This window comes from Pseudorhodoferax sp. LjRoot39, assembly GCF_964253035.1.
In the GTDB taxonomy this organism is placed as follows: Bacteria; Pseudomonadota; Gammaproteobacteria; order Burkholderiales; family Burkholderiaceae_C; genus Pseudorhodoferax.
The window spans coordinates 3,714,328-3,731,892 of record NZ_CAXUQL020000001.1 but is presented as its reverse complement, the minus strand read 5'-3'; the positions used below and the strand labels follow the sequence as shown (position 1 = coordinate 3,731,892).

Annotated in this window: 15 protein-coding genes; 5 read left to right on the top strand and 10 right to left on the bottom strand. The window is 67.9% G+C overall.

Annotated elements, in window-relative coordinates:
• Nucleotide 1: 1 nt before the first annotated feature.
• From ACSQ4M_RS17325 to ACSQ4M_RS17310, 4 genes are all read left to right on the top strand, one after another.
• Nucleotides 2-976, top strand: coding sequence for a branched-chain amino acid ABC transporter permease (locus tag ACSQ4M_RS17325; protein WP_436190671.1), 975 nt, complete (start codon nucleotides 2-4; stop codon nucleotides 974-976).
• Complete coding sequence (locus ACSQ4M_RS17320) at nucleotides 973-1,734, top strand: ABC transporter ATP-binding protein (RefSeq protein WP_436190670.1); 762 nt, start codon at nucleotides 973-975, stop codon at nucleotides 1,732-1,734. The genes ACSQ4M_RS17325 and ACSQ4M_RS17320 overlap by 4 nt, the downstream gene beginning before the upstream one ends.
• A complete protein-coding gene (locus ACSQ4M_RS17315; protein WP_436190669.1) occupies nucleotides 1,734-2,453 on the top strand; it encodes an ABC transporter ATP-binding protein in 720 nt (239 codons plus the stop codon). Before ACSQ4M_RS17320 ends, ACSQ4M_RS17315 begins: the two co-directional genes overlap by 1 nt.
• Before the next feature lie 345 nt (nucleotides 2,454-2,798).
• Nucleotides 2,799-4,100 (top strand): hypothetical protein, encoded by a 1,302-nt coding sequence (locus ACSQ4M_RS17310; RefSeq protein WP_436190668.1) that lies wholly within the window; start codon nucleotides 2,799-2,801, stop codon nucleotides 4,098-4,100.
• A 75-nt stretch (nucleotides 4,101-4,175) separates the two neighbouring features.
• Here the strand turns inward: ACSQ4M_RS17310 and ACSQ4M_RS17305 are convergent, their stop codons facing one another.
• The 9 genes from ACSQ4M_RS17305 to ACSQ4M_RS17265 form a co-directional block, all read right to left on the bottom strand.
• Nucleotides 4,176-5,099, bottom strand: coding sequence for a dihydrodipicolinate synthase family protein (locus ACSQ4M_RS17305; protein WP_436190667.1), 924 nt, complete (start codon nucleotides 5,097-5,099; stop codon nucleotides 4,176-4,178).
• A 13-nt stretch (nucleotides 5,100-5,112) separates the two neighbouring features.
• Nucleotides 5,113-6,852, bottom strand: a complete 1,740-nt coding sequence (locus tag ACSQ4M_RS17300; RefSeq protein WP_436190666.1) for an IlvD/Edd family dehydratase — start codon at nucleotides 6,850-6,852, stop codon at nucleotides 5,113-5,115.
• Between the two features lie 7 nt (nucleotides 6,853-6,859).
• On the bottom strand, nucleotides 6,860-7,843 hold the full coding sequence (gene yjfF, locus ACSQ4M_RS17295; RefSeq protein WP_436194031.1) for a galactofuranose ABC transporter, permease protein YjfF: 984 nt from the start codon (nucleotides 7,841-7,843) through the stop codon (nucleotides 6,860-6,862).
• Between the two features lie 20 nt (nucleotides 7,844-7,863).
• Nucleotides 7,864-8,868, bottom strand: a complete 1,005-nt coding sequence (locus ACSQ4M_RS17290; protein ID WP_436190665.1) for an ABC transporter permease — start codon at nucleotides 8,866-8,868, stop codon at nucleotides 7,864-7,866.
• A gap of 379 nt (nucleotides 8,869-9,247) precedes the next feature.
• A complete protein-coding gene (locus ACSQ4M_RS17285) occupies nucleotides 9,248-10,762 on the bottom strand; it encodes a sugar ABC transporter ATP-binding protein (protein WP_436190664.1) in 1,515 nt (504 codons plus the stop codon).
• The gene (mmsB, locus tag ACSQ4M_RS17280) at nucleotides 10,759-11,982 is read right to left on the bottom strand and encodes a multiple monosaccharide ABC transporter permease (protein WP_436190663.1); all 1,224 of its coding nucleotides are present in this window, start codon (nucleotides 11,980-11,982) and stop codon (nucleotides 10,759-10,761) included. Before mmsB ends, ACSQ4M_RS17285 begins: the two co-directional genes overlap by 4 nt.
• Entirely contained in the window at nucleotides 11,979-13,526 is a 1,548-nt protein-coding gene (gene mmsA / locus ACSQ4M_RS17275) for a multiple monosaccharide ABC transporter ATP-binding protein (RefSeq protein WP_436190662.1), read from the bottom strand. Before mmsA ends, mmsB begins: the two co-directional genes overlap by 4 nt.
• A 14-nt stretch (nucleotides 13,527-13,540) precedes the next feature.
• Complete coding sequence (gene chvE / locus ACSQ4M_RS17270; protein WP_436190661.1) at nucleotides 13,541-14,605, bottom strand: multiple monosaccharide ABC transporter substrate-binding protein; 1,065 nt, start codon at nucleotides 14,603-14,605, stop codon at nucleotides 13,541-13,543.
• 39 nt (nucleotides 14,606-14,644) lie between these two features.
• Nucleotides 14,645-15,610, bottom strand: coding sequence for an ABC transporter substrate-binding protein (locus ACSQ4M_RS17265; protein ID WP_436190660.1), 966 nt, complete (start codon nucleotides 15,608-15,610; stop codon nucleotides 14,645-14,647).
• A gap of 164 nt (nucleotides 15,611-15,774) precedes the next feature.
• Between ACSQ4M_RS17265 and ACSQ4M_RS17260 the strand changes: the two genes are divergently transcribed.
• A complete protein-coding gene (locus ACSQ4M_RS17260; RefSeq protein WP_189687504.1) occupies nucleotides 15,775-16,722 on the top strand; it encodes a LysR family transcriptional regulator in 948 nt (315 codons plus the stop codon).
• On the opposite strand, the gene ACSQ4M_RS17255 is transcribed toward ACSQ4M_RS17260, so the two are convergent.
• Nucleotides 16,723-17,508, bottom strand: a complete 786-nt coding sequence (locus ACSQ4M_RS17255) for an SDR family NAD(P)-dependent oxidoreductase (RefSeq protein ID WP_436190659.1) — start codon at nucleotides 17,506-17,508, stop codon at nucleotides 16,723-16,725.
• Nucleotides 17,509-17,565 lie beyond the last annotated feature (57 nt).

The following is a 17,565-nucleotide window of genomic DNA, read 5'->3' as shown; positions in this document are numbered from 1 at the left end:
CATGCCTTCCAATGCTTCCCGCTGGCTGCCCTGGGCCGCGTTCGCGCTGCTCGCGGCCTTCCCGCTTCTGGCCCCGCTCCTGGGGCTGGACTACTACATCAACTTCGTGCGCCGTGCGCTGGTCTTCGCGCTGGCCGCCGCCAGCCTGAACTTCATCCTGGGTTACGGCGGCCTGGTGGCGCTGGGCCACATGGGCTTCGTGGGCGTGGGCGCCTACACGCTGGTGGCGCTGGCCGATGCCGGCCAGACCTCGGCCTGGCTGCTGTGGCCGGCGGCGATGGCGGTGGCCGGCGGCGTGGCCGCGCTGATCGGCCTGGTGGCGCTGCGCACACGCGGCGTGTACTTCATCATGATCACGCTGGCATTCGCGCAGATGCTGTACTTCGTCGCGGTCGCGCTGCGGGCCTACGGTGGCGACGACGGCTACAACCTCATGGAGCGCCCGCAGTTCGGCCTGGGCCTGGACAGCACGCACGAGCCGACCTTCTACTGGGTGGTGCTGGTGCTGTTCGTGGCCGTGATGGCCATCCTGAACCGGGCGACCGTCTCGCGCTTTGGCAATGCCTTGATGGGCATCCGCGACAACGAGACGCGCATGCAGGCCATGGGCTTCCCGGTGTTCCGGCTGCGGCTGGCAGCCTTCGCGCTGGCCGGCGCGCTGGCCGGTCTGGCCGGTGCGCTGCTGGTCTCGCACAACAGCTTCGTGAGCCCGCAGATCATGCACTGGACCCAGTCGGCCACGCTGGTCGTGATGGTGGTGATCGGCGGAGTGGGCCGGCGCTGGGGCGGGCCGGTGGGCGCGGCCGTGTGGATCGGGCTGGAAGAGGTGGTCAAGCTCCACACCGAGTACTGGCATCTGCCGCTGGGCGTGCTGCTGATCGCCATCGTGTTCCTGGCGCCGCGCGGGCTGGCCAGCCTGCTGGAGAAGCGGCCCGCCAAGGCCGCGGCGGTGCACGGACAGGAGGCACTGCAATGAGCCTGTTCCAGGTCGAAGGACTCGTCAAACGCTTCGGCGCACTGCTGGCCACGGACCATGTGTCGCTGACCGTGCAGCCCGGCGAGATCCATGCGCTGATCGGCCCCAACGGGGCCGGCAAGTCCACGCTCGTGAACCTGATCTCGGGCCTGATCCCGCCGGATGCTGGCCGCGTGCTGCTGGACGGCCAGGACCTCACGCGGCTGCCCATGCACGCACGCGTGCGCGCCGGCCTGTCGCGCTGCTTCCAGATCACGAGCATCTTCCGCGAGGCGACCGTGCGCGACAACCTGCTGCTGGCAGCCCAGGCCCATGCCGGCTCCAGCTTCGGCATGCTGCGCGACCGCCGCCACGAACGCCCGCTGGCCGACACGGCCCAGGCGCTGGCCGAGCGCGTGGGCCTGGCCTCTGACCAGCACCGCGTGGCCGGCACCCTGCCCCACGGCGCCCAGCGCAAGCTCGACGTGGCCCTGGCCCTGGCCGCCAAGCCCAAGCTGCTGCTGCTCGACGAACCCATGGCAGGCATGGGCCCAGAAGACTCCGAACGCATGACCGAACTGATCCACGAGCTCAAGCGCGACATGGCGATCCTCTTGATCGAGCACGACATGAAGGCCGTGTTCGCGCTGGCCGACCGCATCTCGGTGCTGGTCTACGGCAAGGTGCTGGTCTCGGGCGGCGTGGATGCGATCCGCGGCAACCCGCAGGTGCAGGCCGTCTACCTGGGCACCGAAGACACCGTGGGAGCACCCGCCTGATGGCCGCCCCGGAACCCATCCTGCAGGCGCGCCAGCTGCAGGCCGGCTACGGCGCCAGCCAGGTGCTGTTCGGCGTGGACCTGGACATCCCGGCCGGCCAGGTCGTGACCCTGCTGGGCCGCAACGGCATGGGCAAGAGCACCACCATCAAGACGCTGATCGGTGCACTCGCGCTGCGCGGCGGCAGCGTGCGCTTCGGCGGCCAGCCGCTCGCGGGCCTGCGGGCCGACGCCATCGCGCGGCTGGGCGTGGCCATCGTGCCGGAGGGCCGGCAGTGTTTTCCCAACCTCACGGTGCGCGAGCACCTGCTGGCCTTCGCCGACCAGCGCAACGGCCAGCGTGGCGGCTGGGACCTGGCCCGGCTCTACGCGCTGTTCCCGCGCCTGAAGGAGCGGGAGAACAACATGGGCAACCAGCTCTCGGGCGGTGAGCAGCAGATGCTGGCCATCGCGCGCGCGCTGTCGACCAATCCGCGGCTGCTGATCCTGGACGAGGCTACCGAGGGCCTGGCGCCCGTCATCCGCGAGGAGATCTGGCGCTGTCTGGCCCGGCTCAAGGCCGAAGGCCAGACCACGCTGGTGGTCGACAAGTACATCGAGCGGCTGCTGTCCTTGGCCGACCACCATGTGGTGCTGGAGCGCGGACGCGTGGTCTGGCAAGGCGACTCAGCGGCGCTGGACGGGGATCGCGGCGTGTGGGCGCGCTATCTGGGGGTCTAGGAGGCTGTCGCAGCGAGCGGCTCCGCCCTTGCGCACCGCACACAGCAGTTGCTACTCGTCCCGCATCGCTTGCCTCCATGCGCCCGCTCGCGGCACCCTCGTTAGATCTGAGGATGCCCGCGCTCCAGCAACGCGCCTTAATGCCGTCACGGCGCCAAGCACAGGTCTGCTCGGCAGCGTGGTCCAGGCCCGGATGCATGCGCCGCGCTTCCTGAAGGACAAGTTCGAAGCCGCACGCTGAACCCGCCCGGTCGGCACCGGAACATCGAAAGTGCCGCTTCCTCGGGTTCGCATCCTGATCCTGTCTCCCGGGTACGCAGACCAGCATGAAAGCGAGAAAGCTCGATGACTCGAATAGAAGACCTCATCCGCGAATCCGCCGGCCTGGCAGGCTTTGCCGCGCGGCAAGGCATCGCCTTGCCGGCGAATGACGTGCAGGAGTTGCTGAACGCCGCTGCGAATGCAGCCGCCATCGCCAGCTCGGGGCCCGCGCAGACGGCATTCCTCGCGGCCCACAACGCGACGGTTGCCGCACTTGGCGCCCCGGCCTACGCCAGCTTCGCCAGATGCCAGCGAGCAGGCCCGATCGTGAGCAGCGCACAGATGCTGCTGGCCTATGCCGCCGCCAATGGCAAGAAGGTGGAAGACGGCATACGCAATCCCCTTGTCGCCATCCAAGCCTCCGTGGACGAAGGAGCACTGGCCATGGCGCAGGAGCAGGAGCTCCTCAAAGCCTATGAAGGCCTCACGGTTGCCTTGGCGCCCATCACTGTGGAAACGCTCACGGCGTCGCAAACGGTCCTGCCGGGTTGGCCACCGAGCAGTTGGGGCAAGCTGCAACGCTGGTCTTTCGGCCGGTTCCTCAACGTGCTCATCTTCATTGCGGTGCTGGTCGGTACCTGCATCACGCTGAGTTTCTATGCACAGGGTGCATCCGCTTTGAAGCGGTTCAACGAACTGCGCGAAGTGATCTCGAAGGGGGAACAGGCGCTGTCCGAGAAAAGGGCCGTACTGACCAGCCGCATCGCAGCGCGCGATCTGGCGATGGCACGGCAACCTGCAGATCCGGCGGCTCTCGACGTCGCTCAAAAGGCATTGGCAGAAGCCGAAGTGTCCCTGGCAAGCGCGCACGAGGACTTGATCGCGGCCCGCAGGGAACGTCTGGCCATCCCCGAGCGCATGCAGCAATGGGCCGCGCTGCCTTGCGACGCCAGCGCCAACTGGTTCATCGGTCTTCTGTGCGCCAAGACCGACCAGACGCAGCCGGCGGCCGACATGCCGCAGGAGGCCGATGTCCTCGTGAGGGTGGAAGCCGCGCGCACGGTGGCCACGCGACTGAGCGATGTCTACCTCCCCCTCCTGTTGGGTTGGCTGGGCGCGCACGCCTTCATCCTGCGCAACATGAGCAAGGCCATCACGGAACGGTCCTTCGCTCCCGGCTCCGCGTTCAACCACATCGTGCGCATCGGCCTCGGCGCGCTTGCGGGGCTGGCGTCCAACTGGCTGCTCACGCCTTCAACCGTCGGTGGCGCGCAGTGGGCCAACCTGCCGGTCTGGGCACTGGCGTTCGTGGCAGGCTACGGCATCGAGTTGGTGTTCGCGTTCATGGATCGCATCATCGGCGCCTTCACCACGAAGCAAAGCTAGTGTCTGCACAGCGGGTGCACAGCGCTGCCGGCTTCGCCTTCAGCAGCAGCGCGGCAGCCAGATGCCGCAACCGTCCTAGGAACGGCCCCAGCGCAGCACCAGCGGGTCGAGCCGCCTGGCCGTCTCGAGCAGGCCCTTGCGCACTTCGGGGTGCATGGCCGGCCAGGGGCTGCGCGGAAGGTCGCAAGCGATCACCCCGCCCTCCAGCATCAGCGCCTTGGCCGCCAGGAAGCCGGCCTGCCGGTTCTCGTAGTTGATCAGCGGCAGCCAGCGCGTGTACTGCGCGATGGCTTCCTCGCGCTCGCCGGCCGCGTACGGGTCCATGATCTGGCGGATGCCGTCGGGGTAGCCGCCACCCGTCATCGCGCCGGTGGCGCCGGCGTCCAGGTCGGGGATCAGCGTGATGGCCTCCTCGCCGTCCCACGGCCCTTCGATGGCGTCGCCGCCCAGGCGGATCAGCTCGCGCAGCTTGCTGGCGGCGCCTGCCGTCTCGATCTTGAAGTAGCTCAGGTGCTCGATCTGCTGCGCCATGCGCGCGAGGAAGGCGGCCGACATCGGCGTGCCGGCGGCCGGCGCGTCCTGCACCATGATGGGAATGGAGATGGCGTCGGACACGCCGGCGTAGAAGGCGTGGATCTGCGGCTCGCCCACGCGGAAGGTGGCGCCGTGGTAGGGCGGCATCACCATGACCATGGCCGCGCCCATGTCCTGCGCGCGGCGGCTGCGCTCGGCGCAGACCTTGGTCGAGAAATGCGTGGTGGTCACGATCACGGGCACGCGGCCGGCCACATGCTCGAGCACCGTGCGCGTGAGCAGCTCGCGCTCGTCGTCGGCGATCAGGAACTGCTCGGAGAAGTTGGCCAGGATGGCCAGGCCGTGCGAGCCGGCGTCGATCATGAAGTCGACGCAGCGCTTCTGGCTTGCCAGGTCCAGGCTGCCGTTCTCGTGGAAGGTGGTCGGGACGACCGGGAAGACGCCTTGGTAGCGGGGTTTGGTCATGGAGTGGCCCTGTTCAGTGGGAGTGGCGTGGCACGTCGGCGCCGCGGCAGCCGACCAGGAAGTCGAAGTCGCAGCCCTCGTCGGCCTGCAGCACGTGTTGTACGTAGAGGCCAGCGTAGCCGCCGCGCGAAGGCTGGGCCTCGGCCGCGGCCTGCGCGGCGCGCTCGGCCAGCCGGCGTGCCAGCTCTTCCTCGGAAATGTCCAGGTGCAGCCGGCCGCCCGCGCAGTCCAGTTCGATCCAGTCGCCGTCCTCTACAGCCAGCAGCGGGCCGCCCGCGCCGGCCTCGGGCGCCACATGCAGCACGACGGTGCCGTAGGCCGTGCCGCTCATGCGCGCATCCGAGATGCGCACCATGTCCTTGATGCCCTGGCGCAGCAGCTTGGGCGGCAGGCCCATGTTGCCGACCTCGGCCATGCCGGGGTAGCCGCGCGGGCCGCAGTTCTTGAGCACCAGCACCGAGTCCGCATCGACCTCCAGCGTCTCGTCGACGATGCGCTCCTTGTAGTGCTCCAGGTTCTCGAACACCACAGCGCGGCCGCGGTGCTGCAGCAGCGCGGGCGTGGCGGCCGAGGGTTTGAGCACGGCGCCGCGCGGCGCCAGGTTGCCGCGCAGGATGCGCATGCCGCCGTCGGGCAGCAGCGGCTTGTCCAGCGGGCGGATCACCTCGTCGTCGTAGCTGGGTGCGTCCTTCACGTTGTCCCACAGCGTGTGGCCGTTCACGGTCAGCGCTTCGGGGTGCGGCAGCAGGCCATGCTCGCCCAGGCGCCGCAGCACGGCGGGCAGGCCGCCCGCGTAGTAGAACTCTTCCATCAGGAAGCGGCCCGAGGGCATGAGGTCGACCAGCGTCGGCGTGCCGGCGCCGATGCGCGTCCAATCTTCCAGTTCCAGCGGAACGCCGATGCGGCCGGCGATGGCCTTCAGGTGGATCACCGCATTGGTCGAGCCGCCGATGGCCGCGTTCACGCGGATCGCGTTCTCGAAGGCCTGGCGCGTGAGGATCTTGGACAGCGACAGACCCTCGCGCGCCATCGCCACGGCGCGCGCGCCCGACATCTGCGCCAGCACGTAGCGCCGTGCATCGACGGCCGGAATCGCCGCGTTGTGCGGCAGCGAGGTGCCCAGCGCCTCGGCCATGCAGGCCATGGTGGAGGCCGTGCCCATGGTGTTGCAGGTGCCGGCCGAGCGCGACATCCCACCCTCGGCCGCCAGGAACTGGTGCAGGTTGATCTCGCCCGCTTTCAAGGACTCATGCAGCTGCCACACGGCCGTGCCCGAGCCGATGTTGCGGCCCTCCAGCTTGCCGTTCAGCATGGGCCCGCCCGTGACCACGATGGCCGGGATGTCGCAGCTGGCCGCGCCCATGAGCAGCGCCGGGGTGGTCTTGTCGCAGCCGGTCAGCAGCACCACGGCGTCGATGGGGTTGCCGCGGATGGCTTCCTCCACGTCCATGCTGGCCAGGTTGCGCGTGAGCATGGCGGTGGGCCGCAGGTTCGATTCGCCGTTGGAGAACACCGGGAACTCCACCGGAAAGCCGCCGGCCTCCGAGATGCCGCGCTTGACGTGCTCGGCGATCTTGCGGAAGTGCGCGTTGCAGGGCGTCAACTCCGACCAGGTGTTGCAGATGCCGACGATGGGGCGGCCGTCGAATTCGTGGTCGGGGATGCCTTGGTTCTTCATCCAGCTGCGGTACATGAAGCCGTTCTTGTCGGCCGTGCCGAACCATTCGCTGGAGCGCAATTTTTTGGGGGTCATGGAAGTCTCACCGGTTGGGGCCGCGCGCCGTGATGAAGCGCTGCAGGATGCAGAAGACGAACAGCAGCGCGCCCACGACGATGCGCGTCCACCACGAACTCAGCGTGCCGTCGAAGGAGATCAGCGTCTGGATGATGCCGAGCATCAGCACGCCGAACAGCGTGCCGGCCAGGTAGCCCACGCCGCCCGACAGCAGCGTGCCGCCGATGACGACGGCCGCGATCGCATCGAGCTCCAGGCCCAGGGCGTGCAGGCCGTAGCCCGACAGCATGTAGAAGGTGAACAGCACGCCGGCAAGCGCCGAGCACAGGCCTGACAGCGCGTACACGCCCACGAGCGTGCGCCGCACCGGCAGGCCCATGAGCCGGGCCGATTGCTCGTTGCCGCCGATGGCGTAGACCGTACGGCCGAAAGGCGTCCAGTGGGCCACGTAGATGGCCAGCGCCAGCACCACCAGCGCGATCACCGCGGACAGCGACAGCGAGGTCTCGCCCGGCAGCGGGATGCGGATCTGCGCCAGATCCGAGTACGCCTCGTTGGTGATGCTGATGGAATCGATGCTGATGAGATAGCACAGCCCGCGCGCGAGGAACATGCCGGCCAACGTGACGATGAAGGGCTGCAGCCGGAAGCGCTCGATCAGGAGGCCCATGAAGCCGCCAAACAAGGTGCCCATCACGAGCACCAGCGGGATGGTGGCCGCAGGGCTCCAGCCATGGCGCTCGACCAGTGACGCCGAGACCATGGTGGTCAGCGCGATGACCGAGCCCACCGACAGGTCGATGCCGCCCGTGAGGATCACGAAGCTCATGCCGATGGCCACCACCAGCACGAAGGCGTTGTCGATCAGCAGGTTCAGGAACACCTGGGCCGAGAAGAAGCCGTCGTAGCGCAGCCCGCCCAGCGTGGCCACGGCCACGAACAGCGAGATGGTGGCGGCCAGCGGCAGGTACTTGGGGTCCAGCCGCGGCGCGTGCGGCGTGGGCGCCATCGCGGGTGCAGGCACGCTGCTCACCGCAGGCCTCCCGCGGGCCGCACGGCCAGCACACGCAGCGCGCTGCGGAACTCGGCCGACTGCAGCAGCATCACGGCGAACACCACGACGGCCTTGACCACGAGGTTGATCTCGGGCGGCACGCCCAGCGAGTAGATGGCGTAGGTCAGCGTCTGGATGATCAATGCGCCGATCACGCTGCCGACCAGGCTGAAGCGCCCGCCCGTCAGCAGCGTACCGCCCAGCGTCACGGCCAGGATCGCATCAAGCTCCAGCAGTTGGCCCGCGTTGTTGGCGTCCGCGCTCTTGATGTTGGAACTGATGAGCAGACCCGCCATGCCGGCACACAGGCCGCAGACCGCGTAGGCGCCCAGCACGAGGCGTTTCGCCTGCACGCCGGCCACGCGCGCGGCCGTGGGATTGATGCCGACCGACTGGATGAACAGGCCCAGCGCGCTGCGCGTGGCGGCCAGGTAGAGGATGCCGAACACCGCGGCCACCACGAACACCGAGAACGGCAGGCCAAGCAGGTAGCCGCCGCCCAGGAAGAAGAACGGCTTGTGGTAGACCGTGAGAATCTGCCCGTCGGTGATGAGCTGCGCGATGCCGCGCCCGGCCACCATCAGGATCAGCGTGGCGATGATGGGCTGCATGCCGACACCGGCCACCAGCACGCCGTTCCACAGCCCGCAGGCCAGTGCCACGCCCAGGGCCGCCACGATGGCCAGCGGCAGGCCGAAGCGCGCCGTGCCGTCGACGTTGCCGCCGATGGCCCAGGCCGCCACCGCCGCGCTGATGGCCACCACGGCACCGACCGAGATGTCGATGCCGCGCGTGGCGATCACCAGCGTCATGCCCAGCGAGACCAGGATCAGCGGCGCCGCGCGGTTCAGGATGTCGATCAGGCTGCCGTAGAGATGGCCCTCACGCCATTCGATGCGCAGGAAGCCGGGGTTGAAGGCGGCGTTGACGGCCAGCAGGATGGCCAGCGTGACCAGGGGCCAGGCCAGGCGGTGTTGCATCCAGCGGCTCATGTCATGCAGCCCCAACGCTTGGCGCTTGCTTGCGCGTGGTGACTGGGTTGCGCGCGGGCCGAGGCCACCGGGTGGCCCCTTCCGCGAATGTCCCCCGCCAGGGCCGCAGGCGGCCCTGGCTCCTCCTTTATTTCGCTGCAGGGGCCACCCAGTACCCTCGACCTTGGACACGTCGCGTCGTGCCGGGTCGTGCGACGCGACGCTTCAGGACCACGACGATGGTGTGCTCCACGCAGCGAAATAAAGGAGGAGGCCTTGCCCGCCTTGCCGGCCTCAGGCCGGCAAGGCGGGCAAGGCCGGGGGACATTCGCGGAGTGGAGTACACCGTCGGCGCGGTCCCGCGCCAAGCGTGCAAACTGATGTCGCGTCATGCAGCCGCCGCAATCATCTCGTACACATCGTCCTCCGTGCTGCCCGCAGGCAGTTCTCCCACCTTGCGCCGATCCCGCAGCACCACGATGCGGTGCGCCACGCGCACCACCTCGCTGATCTCCGAGGAGATGAAGACCACCGCCATGCCAGCCTCGGCCAACTGCAGGATCTGCTCCATGATTTCCTGCTTGGCGGCGACGTCGATGCCGCGTGTGGGCTCGTCCAGAATCAAGAGGCGCGGGGCGGTGGCCAGCCAGCGCGCGATCACGGCCTTTTGCTGGTTTCCGCCCGAGAGCAGGCCGATGGGGGTTTCGATGCTGGCGGTCTTGATGCCCAGCTGGGCGACGAAGCGCTCGGCCAGCCGCTTCTGCTCGGCATGCGACAGGAATTTGCCCACGCCCATGCGGGCCTGCAGCGCCAGCGCGATGTTCTCGCGCACCGACAGTTCGGCGACGATACCGTCGGTCTTGCGCTCCTCGGGACACAACGCCAGGCCCGCGGCGATCGCGTCGGACGGGCTGGCGAAACGCACGACCTGGCCGTCGATCTGCAGCGTGCCGCAGTCCGGTGTCTCCAGACCGAACAGCAGGCGCGCGAGTTCGGTTCGGCCCGCGCCCAGCAGGCCGGCCAAGCCGACGACTTCGCCTGCCCGCACTTGCAGGTCGATGGGGTGCAGCTGGGTCGTCTGGCCCAGGCCATCGGCACGCAGCAGCGGCGCAGTTCCGACGTCATTCGCCTGCGCCGGCTCGGTGCGCGCCTGCGCGGCGGCCAGTTCACGCCCCAGCATGGCCGCGATCAGCGCCGGGGCCGGCAACTCAGCCACCGGCCACTCGCCCACCCAGCCACCGTTGCGCAGCACCGTGATGCGGTCGCACACGGCATAGACCTGGTTCATGAAGTGCGTGACGAAGACGATGGCCAGGCCTTCGTCGCGCAGCTGGCGCAGCACCGCGAACAGCTTGCGCACCTCGTCGTCGTCCAGGCTGGAGGTGGGCTCGTCGAGGATCAGCACGCGCGCTTCGACACCCAGCGCACGCGCGATCGCCACCATCTGCTGCACCGCCACCGGGTAGCTGGACAGCAGGCGCGTGACGTCGATGGACAGGCCGATGCGCGCGAGCAGCTCACGCGCCTGGGCGTGCACGGCTGCCCAATCGATGCGCAGGCCGCGCTTCGGGTAGCGCCCCGCGAACATGTTCTCGGCCACCGACAGGTTGGGACACAGGTTCACCTCCTGGTAGACCGTGCTGATGCCCAGGCGCTGCGCTGCGATCGGTGAGTCGGGCCGCACCCGTTCGCCACCCAGCCGGATCTCGCCCGCACTGGCAGGAAACACGCCCGTGAGCACCTTGATCAGGGTTGATTTCCCGGCGCCGTTCTGGCCCATCAGCGCGTGGATCTCGCCGGGGTACAGGCGCAGCTGCACGTCCTGCAGTACGTCGATGTCGCCGAAGCGCTTGCCGATGCCCGACAGCTCCAGAACAGGTTCCACCTTGGGCACGGTCGTCATGCCTTGTTCTTGTGATACACGTCGATGAACACCGCCGCCAGCAACACCAGCCCCTTGATGACCTGCTGGTAGTCGATGCCGATGCCCAGGATCGACATGCCGTTGTTCATCACGCCCATGATGAAGGCGCCGATCACAGCGCCCATGACCTTGCCGACCCCGCCCGAGGCCGAAGCGCCGCCGATGAAGCAGGCCGCGATCACGTCGAGCTCGAAGCCCAGGCCGGCCTTGGGCGTGGCGGTGTTGAGCCGCGCGGCGAACACCAGGCCGGCAAGGGCCGCCAGCACGCCCATGTTCACGAATGTCAGGAACGACAGCCGCCGGGTGTCGATGCCCGACAGCCGCGCAGCCTTCTCGTTGCCGCCCAGCGCGTAGACGCGCCGGCCGATGGTGGTGCGCCGCGTGACGAAGTCGAACAGCAGGATCAGCAAGGCCATGACCACCAGCACGTTGGGCAGGCCGCGGTACGAGGCCAGCAGCCAGGAGAAGCCCACCAACAGCGCGGCGAACACGAGGGTCTTGGCCACGAAGAAGCCACCCGGCTCGCTCGTGATGCCGTGCGCATGCTGGCGCTGGCGCGCCCGCCAGCCGGTCCAGGCGAACAGCAGCGCGGCGGCGATGCCCAGCAGCAGCGTGAACAAACGCAGGTTCTGCTGCCCCGGCGTCGGCGGCGCCGCGAAGGGGTCGGGGATGAAGCCCGAGCTCAGGGCCTGGAACACCTCGGGAAACGGCCCGACCGACTGCCCGGCGAGCAGCGCCAGCGCGAGGCCCTTGAACACCAGCATGCCGGCCAGCGTGACGATGAAGGACGGGATGCGCGCATAGGCCACGAACCAGCCCTGCGCCGCGCCGATCAGCCCACCGACAACCAGGCAAGCCAGCGCGGCCGGCAACACCGGCCAGTCGTGCTGCACCATCAACACGGCCGCCACGGCGCCGACGAAGCCGCAGACCGAGCCCACCGACAGGTCGATGTGGCCGGCCACGATGACCAGCAGCATGCCCAGCGCCATGATCACGATGTAGCTGTTCTGCAGCACCAGGTTGGTCAGGTTCAGCGGCTGCATCAGCGTGCCGTCGGTCATGACCTGGAAGAACACCATGATGGCCACCAGGCTCAGCAACATGCCGTATTCGCGGAAGTTGTGGCGCAGGAAGCTGCCCATGGAAGGCGGGGGCACGGCCGCGGCGGCGCGCGTGGGCAATGTCTCTTCTGTCATGTCAAGGCTTGTGGTTGGGGCGCATGGGCTTTCAGGATCGCGGCCATGATGCGTTCCTGCGAGGCCTCCACCGTGGGCATCTCGGCCACGAAGCGGCCTTCGTTCATCACATAGATGCGGTCGGAAATGCCCAGCAGCTCGGGCATCTCCGACGAGATCACGATCACGCAGCGGCCCTGCGCCGCGAGTTCGGCGATCAGCGCGTAGATCTCGTACTTGGCGCCCACGTCGATGCCGCGCGTGGGCTCGTCCAGGATCAGCACCTTGGGCTCGGTGAACAGCCACTTGCCCAGCACCACCTTCTGCTGGTTGCCGCCAGAGAGGTTGAGCGTCTTCTGCAGCACGTTGGGGGTGCGGATGCGCATGGACTTCCGGTAGCGCTCGGCCACCGCATGTTCCTGCTCCTGGGAGATCACGCCGCCGCGCGAGACGCCGGGCAGGTTGGCCAGCGAGGTGTTGAACTGGATGCTCTCGTCCAGCACCAGGCCCGCGCCCTTGCGGTCCTCGGTCACATAGGCCAGCCCGTGCGCGATGGCCTTGCCGACCGTGGCCACGTCGACGGGCGTGCCGTCCACCAGCACCTCGCCGCGGATCTGCCGGCCCCAGCTGCGGCCGAACACGCTCATCGCGAACTCGGTCCGGCCCGAACCCATGAGGCCGGCGATGCCGACCACCTCGCCGTGGCGCACGTTCAGGTGGAGGCCCTTCAGGAAGTCGCGGTCGGCGTGCTCTGGATGGCGTGCCGACCAACCACGCACCTCGAAGCCGATGGCGCCGATCTGCGGCGCGCGCGGCGGGTAGCGGTCAGCCATCGCGCGGCCCACCATGCCGCGGATCACGCGGTCCTCGCTGACGGGCTGGCCCTGGCAATCGATGGTCTCCACGCTGCTGCCGTCGCGCAGGATGGTCACCGAATCGGCCACGCGCGCGATCTCGTTGAGTTTGTGCGAGATCAGGATGCAGGTGATGCCCTGGGCGCGCAGGCCGATCAACAGGTCCAGCAGCGCCGCGCTGTCGTTCTCGTTCAGGCTGGCGGTGGGCTCGTCCAGGATCAACAGGCGCACCTTCTTGGACAGCGCCTTGGCGATCTCCACCAGTTGCTGCTTGCCCATGCCCAGCTCGCCGACGTGCACCTGCGGCGATTCGCGCAGGCCCACCTTGTCCAGCAGCGCCTGGGTGCGGCCATGGGCCTGCACCCAGTCGATCACACCGCGCGTGGCGACCTCGTTGCCCAGGAAGATGTTCTCGGTGATCGAGAGCATGGGCACCAGCGCCAGCTCCTGGTGGATGATGATGACGCCCGCGGCCTCGCTGTCGTGGATGCCGCCGAAGCGCTGCACGGCGCCGTCGTAGACGATGTCGCCCTCGTACTCGCCGTGCGGGTAGACCCCCGACAGCACCTTCATGAGCGTGGACTTGCCCGCGCCGTTCTCGCCCACGAGGGCGTGGATCTCGCCCTCGCGGATCTTCAGGTCGACCCGGTCCAGCGCCACGACGCCCGGGAAGGTCTTGCGGATCGCCCGCATCTCCAGCAGCGTGCGCATGGTGGTGCGTTGGCTTACTTGATCTGCGAGGCCTTGTAGTAGCCGCTGCCGACCAGCACGGCTTCCCAGTTGCTCTTGTCCACGGTGACGGGCTTGAGCAGGTAGGACGGGACGACCTTCACGCCGTTGTTGTAGGTCTTGGTGTCGTTGACCTCGGGCGTCTTGCCCGAAACCACGGCGTCCACCATGTTGGCCGCCACCTTGGCCAGCTCGCGCGTGTCCTTGAAGATGGTGGAGGTCTGCTCGCCGCGCAGGATGGACTTGACGGACTGCACCTCGGCGTCCTGCCCGCTCACGACGGGGCACGGGGTCTGCTTGGTGCAGTAGCCCACGCCCTTGAGCGAAGACAGGATGCCGATGGAGATGCCGTCGTAGGGCGAGAGCACGGCATCGACCTTGGCGTTGCCGTAGAAGGCCGACAGCAGGTTGTCCATGCGCGCCTGCGCGACCGCGCCGTCCCAGCGCAGCGTGCCCACCTTGTCCATGCCCATCTGCTTGCTGCGCACCACGAGCTTGCCGCTGTCGATGTGGGGCTTCAGGACCGACATCGCGCCGTCGTAGAAGAAGAAGGCGTTGTTGTCGTCGGGCGAGCCGCCGAACAGCTCGATGTTGTACGGGCCCTTGCCCTGTTTGAGGGCTAGCGCATCGACGATGGAGCTGGCCTGCAGCACGCCGACCTGGAAGTTGTCGAAGGTGGCGTAGTAGTCGACGTTCTTCGATCCCTTGATCAGCCGGTCGTAGGCGATGACCTTGACACCTTTGTCCGCCGCGTTCTGCAGCGCCTTGGACAGCGTGGTGCCGTCGATGGAGGCGATCACGAGCACCTTGGCGCCCTTGGTCACCATGTTCTCGATCTGGGCCAGCTGGTTCGGAATGTCGTCGTCGGCGTACTGCAGATCGGTCTTGTAGCCGCGCTCTTTCAGCACCTTGACCATGTTGTTGCCGTCGTCGATCCAGCGGGCGGAGGACTTGGTGGGCATGGAGATGCCCACCATGCCCTTGTCCTGGGCCTGGGCCCAGGGGGTGAGGGCCAGCACGACGGCGGTGGCAGCGAGGCTCTTGAGGAATGTGCGCTTCATGGCTGTCTCTTGTTGTGTGTTTTTGAAGGAGGGCCGTGCTCAGTACTTGCGCTTGGGGAACTCGGCCGCGGCCGTCTCCATCGGGAAGATGCTCTCCACCGTCTCGATGCGCTTGGGGATGGTCTTGCCGTCCTTGATGTCCTTGACCGCCGCCATCAGCTGCGGGCCCAGCAGCGGGCTGCATTCCACCGAGACGTTGAGCTTGCCGGCGATCATGGCCTCGAAGGCGCCCTTCACGGCATCGATGGAGATGATCACGATGTCCTTGGCGGGCTTGAGGCCGGCCTCCTCGATGGCCTGGATCGCGCCGATGGCCATGTCGTCGTTGTGCGCGTAGAGCACGTTGATGGTCTTGCCCTCAGCCTTGAGGAAGGCTTCCATCACCTCCTTGCCCTTGGCCCGCGTGAAGTCGCCGGTCTGGCTGCGCACGATCTTGAACTTGGGGTCGGCCTTGATGATTTCCTCGAAGCCCTTCTTGCGGTCGATGGCCGGGGCCGAGCCCACCGTGCCCTGCAGCTCGACGATGCGCACCTCGCCGCTCTGGCCCTTCATCTTCTCGACCAGCCAGCGGCCGGCCTTGCGGCCTTCCTCGACGAAGTCCGAACCCATGAAGGTGACGTAGAGCGAGGTGTCCTTGGCGTTCACGGCGCGGTCGGTCAGCACCACCGGGATCTTGGCGGCCTTGGCCTCGCGCAGCACGTTGTCCCAGCCCGATTCGACGACGGGCGAGAACGCGATCACGTCGACCTTCTGCGCGATGAAGGCGCGGATGGCCTTGATCTGGTTCTCCTGCTTCTGCTGCGCGTCGGAGAACTTCAGCTCGATGCCGGCGTCCTTGGCCGCGCTCTTGATGGATTCGGTGTTGGCCGTGCGCCATTCGCTCTCGGCCCCCACCTGGCTGAAGCCCAGCACGATCTTCTTCTGCGCGAAGGCCTGGCCCGGCAGGGCGCCGGCAAGTGCGAGTGCCGCGGCGGCGGCAATGAGGTCTCTGCGGTTCTGTTGCATGGCGTTGTCTCCTGCGGGTTGAGGGGCGGTATCCGCGTCTTGGTATCTGTTGCGATGGCGAACGCGGCTTGCCGGGACCGGGCGCCAGTGTAAGAATGAAAAATGTATCAATCCAATCGTTTTTTTGACAAAACCGATATCAATTCAATCATCAGGAAAACCCGATGTCGCACTGGTTTCTGCAGGCCCGGCTGAAGACGCGCCAGCTGTTGCTGCTCTCCGCGCTGGCCGAGGAAGGCAACATCCACGGCGCCGCGCGCCAGCTCAACATGACGCAGCCGGCCGCCTCCAAGCTGCTCAAGGACCTGGAGGATGTGCTGGAGGTGCCGCTGTTCGAGCGGCTGCCGCGCGGCATGCGGCCGACCTGGTACGGCGAGACCATGATCCGCCACGCGCGCCAGGCGCTGGCCAGCCTGAACCAGGCGCACGAGGAGCTCAGCGCGCTGAAGGCCGGGCGCTTCGGCCAGGTCGCCGTGGGTGCCATCACCTCGCCGGCACTGGCGCTGCTGCCGCCTGCCATCGCCATGGTCAAGCGCGAACAGCCCAGCCTGCGCGTGGTGCTGGAGATCGAGAACAGCCCGCCGCTGCTCGAGCGCCTGCGCCAGGGCAAGCTGGATATCGCGGTGGCGCGCTTCTTCGCCGGCGAGGACAAGACCAACCTGCGCTACGAGCCGGTAACGGGCGAGCCCGTCTGCGCGGTGGCACGGCCGGGCCATCCGCTGGCCGGTGCGAGCGGGCTCACGCTCGCGGACGTGGTGCAGGCCGGCTGGATCGTCCCGCCGGCCGGCAGCGTGCTGCGGCACCGCTTCGACCTGATGTTCCAGGAGGCCGGGCTGGAGCCGCCGTTCAACGTGATCGAGAGCGCGGCCATCCTGTTCATCACGCGCATGCTGCAACAGAGCGACATGCTCTGCGTGGTGGCGACCGAGGTGGCGCGCTACTACGCGGCGCACGGCATCGTCAGCGTGCTGCCGCTGGACATGCCCTGTCACATGGACGACTTCGGCCTCATCACGCGCAGCGACCGGCTGCTCTCTCCGGGTGCCACGCTGCTCATGCAGGCGCTGCGCACGGCCGCGTTCTCGGCCTACGGCAAGCGCATGGAGGCTTGACTACACCCAACCGGCGTCCACGGTGAACTCCTGCGCCGTGCACATCTTCGCGTCGTCGGAGGCCAGGAACAGCACCATGGCGGCGATGTCCTGCGGTGCCAGCTTGTCGGGCAGGCACTGGTTGCGGGCCAGTTCCTTCTCGCCCTCGGCGTCGAGCCAGAGCCGCATCTGCCGCTCGGTCATGACCCAGCCCGGCGACACCGTGTTGATGCGGATGCGGTCGGCGCCCAGCGTGCGCGCCAGACCGCGCGTGAGCCCGTTGACCGAGGACTTGGCGATCGCATAGACCGGGTAGCCCGTGCCCTTGCCCTGCCAGCCCGTGGAGCCCAGGTTGACGATGGAGCCGGCGCCGAGCCGGCGCATGCCCGGCACCACGGACTGGATCGCGAAGAAGGCCGGCCGCTCGTTGACCGCGATGCGCTCGTCGTAGTAGGCCGGCGTGACCGACTCCAGCGTGTGGCGGTCGTCGCTGGCCACGTTGTTGACGAGCACCGCGAAATCGCCCAGCGCCGTTTGCGCATCGGCGATGGCCGTCTGCAGGGCGGAAATGTCGCGCACGTCGCAGCGGCGCCACCAGACCGCGCCGTGGCCGGCCTGCGCGATGCCTTCGGCCAGCGCACGGCTGGGCGCCTCGGCCACGTCGACGAAGGCCACGCGCGCGCCCTGGGCCGCCAGCGACGCGACGATGGCCGCGCCGATGCCGCTGCCGCCCCCCGTCACGAAGCAGCTGCGACCGCGCAGGCTGGGGTAAGAGGTGCTGCTGTCTCCGGGGCTGGTATTTGACATATTGAATTTGCTATCAGTTAACTACAAAATCATTTCTTTCCAATATGAATGTGCCTT